Here is a 5,013-nt window from a genome sequence, read left to right on the forward strand (position 1 = left end):
ATCCCTGCCTTTTCCGCCATAACACGCGCCACATGCTCATTATCTCCTGTCAACATAACAAGGCCGGTCACCCCCATTTCTTTAAGCCGCTTTAGTGTACTCGCTGCCTCAGGACGGATTTCATCCCTGATGGCGATTAGACCAAGCAGTTCACCTGAAGACCCCATCCCCACCCCTTCCCTCCCCTTGAAGGGGATGGGAATTTCCTCACCCCACCCCTTTCCAGAAGGGGGGAAGCTGATTTCCCCCTTTGAAAAAGGGGGATCAAGGGGGATTTGCATCATCCTTTGTGAGTCACTGTTTATGAGATGTTCATCCAGGGTAGTTAAGAAGATAAGGGTCTTACCCTCTTCCTCAAGCTGTTTTATTTTTTCCTCTGCATCTTTTGTTATTATACCAGTATCTGCACATAGCAATTTATTGCCAACGCAGTAAGGTTTACCATCCACAAAAGCCTTGGCTCCAACACCGGGAAATGCCTCAAATCGTGCGGCTTCCTGTATAGAAATCCCCCTTTCCTTTGTGCGGCTGATTATTGCGTCAGAAAGTACATGCTCTGAAAGGCTCTCTACTGAAGACGCTATACTCAGTACAGACTCCTCTGTAACACCTCCGAACGGTATCACATCTGTGACAACCGGCCTTCCAACTGTCAGAGAGCCTGTCTTGTCAAAAGCAATCGCCTTAACTTTTCCGGCAATCTCCAGGTATGCCCCGCCCTTGATTAAGACTCCATGTCTTGCTGCATTTGCAATAGCCGCAACAACTGAGACTGGTATAGATAGGGCAATTCCGCAGGAACATGAGACAACAAGGACAACAAGCCCCCGGTAAAACCATCCTGAAAAATTACCAAAGATTATGGCAGGGATTATCATCACAACAATTGCAAGCGCAAACATTAAGGGGGTGTAGTATCTGCCAAAGGTCTCTCCGAACCGCTGATATCCTGATTTCCGTGACTCTGCCTCTTCTACATAATGTATTATCCGGCCAAGTGTCGTATCCTGAAAGAGTTTCGATACCCTGACCTCAAGCGCCCCCCTCTGATTAATGCTCCCTGCAAAGACTTCATCACCGGGTACCTTTGTTACAGGCATTGACTCACCTGTTATAGGCGCCTGATCTACCGATGAGTTACCGGAGATAACCTCTCCATCAAGTGGGACCCTCTCTCCGGGCTTAATAATAACAGTATCTCCAATCCCTATGTCGTCCACAGATAGAAGAACGATCTCACCATTTCTTCTGACCGAGGCTTCCTTAGGTGCAATCCCCATAAGCGCCCTGACAGCCCCTCTAACCCTGTCTGTCGCATATGCCTCCAGTACATCGCCGAGGGAGTAAATAAATACCAGCAATGCTGCCTCCACCCAGAGTCCAAGGATCAACGCCCCTATAGCGCCAACAACCATAAGCGTCCTGATATTCGGTGTCAGAGTCTTGAGTGCGGTGATCCCCATCTTTGCCGGGTAATAGCCGCCGGCAATAATAGCGATTCCATAGAGGAGTCTTGCCTTGCCATGGGGAAGTCCAAGGATAATCTCAGTGATAAATCCTGCAAATATGAATAAGCCGCAGGCAATAAGGGCAAGTAATCGCGGCTGCCTCCACCATACAGCAGCCCGGTCATCTTTTTCCTCTTTCTTCAGACTGGCCTTCATGCCGGTCTTATCTATTGCCTTCAGGAGGTCTTTAATTGATATTAGAGCAGGGTCATATGAGACCTTCAGGCTCCGTGACACAAGATTAGCATCACAGCCCTTTATACCGTTCAAGCCCTGAACACTGTTCTTCACAAGCCGTGCCTCATTTTCACAGCACATGGCTTCTATGTAAATAGTTGTCTCTTGCACTTGATAAAACCGCATACCGGGTCCATTAGCATATTATGCTACTATTCGTAGAACCAATATGCAATATTCTTATTGATTGTAAGTGATTTTTCCATATGATAGTATCAGTGAATGAAAATTGATATCAGCGATCTTATACTGATGTCCAGACAGGCCGGAGAGGCCATTATGGAGTTTTATAAAACAGACCATCAGATAGATTACAAGGATGACAACTCTCCTGTAACGGCCGCAGATACAGCGGCTCACGATATTATCATGAAAGGTTTAAAGGAGAAGTATGGTGATATACCGTGCATCTCAGAAGAAGGGAACCTGCCACAATATGATGAGAGGAAAGAGTGGACCTACTTCTGGCTGGTTGACCCCCTTGACGGTACAAAGGAATTCATCGGCAGGCGGGGGGACTTTACAGTCAATATAGCACTTATTAATGGGGACAGACCTGTGATAGGTGTCATATATGTGCCGGCAAAGGGGTTGTTGTATTATGCATCTATTGACGGAGGGGCATGGAAGGCAGAGGGTACAGGTGACGCTTCAAGGATACATGTCAGGAATACAAACCCTTCTGACAGTTTAATCGTCGTCGGAAGCCGTCTTCACAGCTCAAAGGAAGAGGAACAATACATAGTCAACCTTAAGGTTAAGGAGAAGAAATCATTCGGAAGCTCCCTGAAATTTTGTGCAGTAGCTGAAGGTGCGGCAGACATATATCCCAGGTTTAACCCTACAATGGAATGGGATACAGCGGCAGGACAGTGCATCGTGGAGGTCGCGGGTGGTACTGTTGAGGACCAATCAGGCCGTCGGCTTAAGTATAATAAGCCTTCATTGAAGAATGACAGCTTTATTGTTTCTGGTTTCATCCGAAAATAGCCTTTCAAATCCCCCCTGCCCCCCTTTTCTAAAGTGGGGTAACTAATTTCCCCCTTTGAAAAAGGGGGATTAAGGGGGATTATTTTCATGTACCTGTGTAAGACATGCCTCAATCACTTCTTTATTTTTTCCTGGCATGTGCGAGTTCGATTAAATAATCGAGTATGGGCCTGAACAGGGCCGGGACTGCTGACTCGTCTATATCAATCGTCTTGACACGTCCCTGCGTCTCTGCCCTTATTTCGAAATGAAACCGGTCAACCCCGGGTTTGGATGAAAGGAATGAGTCCGGCTGTTCAAAAAAAGAGACGGTATTTATCAGATTATGCAATCGTCTGGCATCCTCTTCCGGAAGTTTCTTAGTGTCCAGCGTCACGGATAGCGAGATACCGGCCAGGCCGCCTGTCCTTTTAAAATATATCTTCATATGGAAATTCCCACTTCAGCCCATCCCTCCTTCACCGCCTTCTCCTCAAGACTCCCTCTTCCGTAAAGCTCCCCTGCCACAGCCGTGGTAAGGCCGGCCGCATCATTAAAATCAGACCCCGGCCTGAGCCTGTCACGTAATACTACATACCAAATCTGTCCTGCCTTATCCCATGCATGTCCACCCATACGAACAGCAGTCTCATAGAACGCCCGGTTGGGAATCCCTGAGTTGATGTGTACACCGCCGTTATCCTCCCTGGTCTTCACATAATCCTTCATATGGCCCGGCTGCGGGTCCCTGCCGAGAATCGGGTCATCGTATGCAGTCCCCGGTTCCTTCATGGAGCGAAGGCCCCTGCCATTGACGTTTTTGGTGAGAAGACCCTTCCCTATCAGCCAGTCGGCATCCTTTGCCTCCTGGCGCCGCCTGTACTGCTTAACGAGAGAACCAAAGACATCAGACATGGACTCATTCAGTGCCCCGGATTGACCCTGATACTCAAGTCCCGCCTCATATTGTGTAACTCCGTGGGTCAGCTCATGGCCAATCACATCAAGCGCTATCGTGAAGCGATTAAACAACTCCCCGTCCCCGTCGCCATAAACCATCTGCTGTCCATTCCAGAAGGCGTTGTCATAATCCTTTCCATAGTGGACAGTAGAATCAAGGCGCATCCCCCTGTCGTCTATAGAGTTCCGGCCAAAGACCTTCTTAAACAGGTCATATGTAAGTCCTGCACCCGCATACGCCTCGTTGACTGTTTTATCTTTGATCTTCGCAGACCCTTCTGATTTAACGATCCGCCCCGGAAGGGTATATCCATTACCGGCATCATAAACAGTCCGCCGCCTCGTGCCGGTTGCCGTACTCCCTATTGCTGAAATCACTGACAGTGACAGACGTTGACCACGCATCTGCTCTGACATGGTCAGCGACTCCCAGGCACAACGCATCTGCTGAGCACTCCCTCTCATTGCGATCTCTTTCAACATGTACGGTGGGATAATAAAACATATACCCATGCCTCACCTCCCTCTATTAAAAGACAAATAGCGAAACTCCTGAGCTAATCTTGCAGACAAACAAGTTAAATATTTAGACGATTTTTCGAACCCTGTCAAGGGCTATTTCATCAGGTTTTAGAAATTGATTTGGACTTAATAAATGAAACAAAGTATTATGGGGTATCTATGCAACAGTTGAAACTACCTGAATTGCTTGCCCCGGCTGGGGATATTGAGAAACTGAAGACGGCCATTCATTATGGTGCGGATGCGGTCTATTTTGGAGATTCAAGATTCAGCCTCAGGGGGAGGGCGAGGAACTTTTATCCTGAGGAATTAATAAGCGCAGTTAAGTATGCTCATGACCTGGGGGTCAGGGCATATGTAACTGTTAATATTTTTCCTCACAATAATGACCTGCCAGGGATTGAAGAACATATAAAGGTTCTTAAAGAGGCCCGGCCCGATGCAGTGATACTTTCAGACCCCGGTGTCTTTATGATGATCCGGAAAATGGCGCCTGAAATAGACGTCCACATCAGCACACAGGCAAATATCACCAACTATGATGCCGCATTGTTCTGGGAAGGCCTTGGGGCAAAAAGGCTCGTACTCTCACGGGAATTGTCTTTGGACGAGATCAGGGAAATCAGACGAAAAACAACTATCGAACTCGAGGCATTTGTTCACGGGTCAATATGCATATCTTATTCAGGAAGGTGTTATATCAGCAGCTTTCTTTCGGACCGGAGCGCTAATATGGGTGAATGCACCAACTCCTGCAGATGGGACTATACCCTTATGGAAGAGAAGAGACCGGGGGAGCATTTTCCCGTGTATGAAA

5 protein-coding genes are annotated in these 5,013 nt (G+C 47.7%); 2 read left to right on the plus strand and 3 right to left on the minus strand.

Annotation, left to right across the window (positions count from 1 at the left end):
* A partial coding sequence (locus tag IT392_00295) for a cation-translocating P-type ATPase (GenBank protein MCC6542927.1) occupies positions 1 to 1,856 on the minus strand: 1,856 nt, incomplete at its 3' end.
* 111 nt (positions 1,857 to 1,967) lie between these two features.
* On the opposite strand from IT392_00295, the gene cysQ reads away from it, so the two are divergent.
* Positions 1,968 to 2,735: a 3'(2'),5'-bisphosphate nucleotidase CysQ gene (cysQ, locus tag IT392_00300; protein ID MCC6542928.1), complete on the plus strand. Its 768-nt coding sequence runs from the start codon at positions 1,968 to 1,970 to the stop codon at positions 2,733 to 2,735.
* 121 nt (positions 2,736 to 2,856) lie between these two features.
* Here cysQ and IT392_00305 read toward each other — a convergent pair whose 3' ends face one another.
* Both IT392_00305 and IT392_00310 read right to left on the minus strand, forming a co-directional pair.
* Positions 2,857 to 3,162: a hypothetical protein gene (locus tag IT392_00305; GenBank protein ID MCC6542929.1), complete on the minus strand. Its 306-nt coding sequence runs from the start codon at positions 3,160 to 3,162 to the stop codon at positions 2,857 to 2,859.
* Positions 3,159 to 4,187, minus strand: a complete 1,029-nt coding sequence (locus IT392_00310; protein MCC6542930.1) for a M4 family metallopeptidase — start codon at positions 4,185 to 4,187, stop codon at positions 3,159 to 3,161. The genes IT392_00305 and IT392_00310 overlap by 4 nt, the downstream gene beginning before the upstream one ends.
* A gap of 168 nt (positions 4,188 to 4,355) precedes the next feature.
* On the opposite strand from IT392_00310, the gene IT392_00315 reads away from it, so the two are divergent.
* Positions 4,356 to 5,013, plus strand: a 658-nt coding sequence (locus tag IT392_00315; GenBank protein ID MCC6542931.1) for a U32 family peptidase, incomplete at its 3' end; no start/stop codon positions are given.

It is taken from the genome of Nitrospirota bacterium (assembly GCA_020846775.1).
Taxonomy (GTDB): domain Bacteria; phylum Nitrospirota; class 9FT-COMBO-42-15; order HDB-SIOI813; family HDB-SIOI813; genus RBG-16-43-11.